Annotated in this window: 1 pseudogene; it reads left to right on the top strand. The window is 27.1% G+C overall.

Features of this window, described 5'->3' with window-relative positions:
• A pseudogene (locus U881_RS12815) lies at positions 1 to 420 on the top strand (ERF family protein); the annotation flags it as partial.

Here is a 420-nt window from a genome sequence, read left to right as displayed (position 1 = left end):
AAACAAGCAAAAGTAGCAAATAATAATGATCGAGTTGTTAATGTTAAAACAAATAAACCTAAACTTCAAACTGGTAAATTTTATTGTTATGAACGGTTATTATTAGCATCGCGTAATATGCATGAACTTTTGCATGAAAAACCATTTAGTAGTATAGAAGAGATTGATCTGTACTTACAAAATATTTATTTAGGAGATGATAGTAAATTGTTAGAATATTTTAATAAACGAGAAGAATTAAAGAGTGTGAATTATTGGAGTGGTTTGGTAAAAGAATTTTTTATGAAGGATAAGAATGCGATAACGAAATTTGATCAGCTTGATGCATTTTTAGCCTTAGAAGGAGATAAATATAAAGATAGTCCACTGAGATTATTTGGATGTTTATCTCGAGAAAAAGAATTACAGTTTTTGTTTAAA

Source organism: Borrelia persica No12, from assembly GCF_000500045.1.
In the GTDB taxonomy this organism is placed as follows: Bacteria; Spirochaetota; Spirochaetia; order Borreliales; family Borreliaceae; genus Borrelia; species Borrelia persica.
The sequence above is the reverse complement of the archived record's forward strand: the minus strand, read 5'-3'. Positions and strand labels throughout refer to the sequence as shown.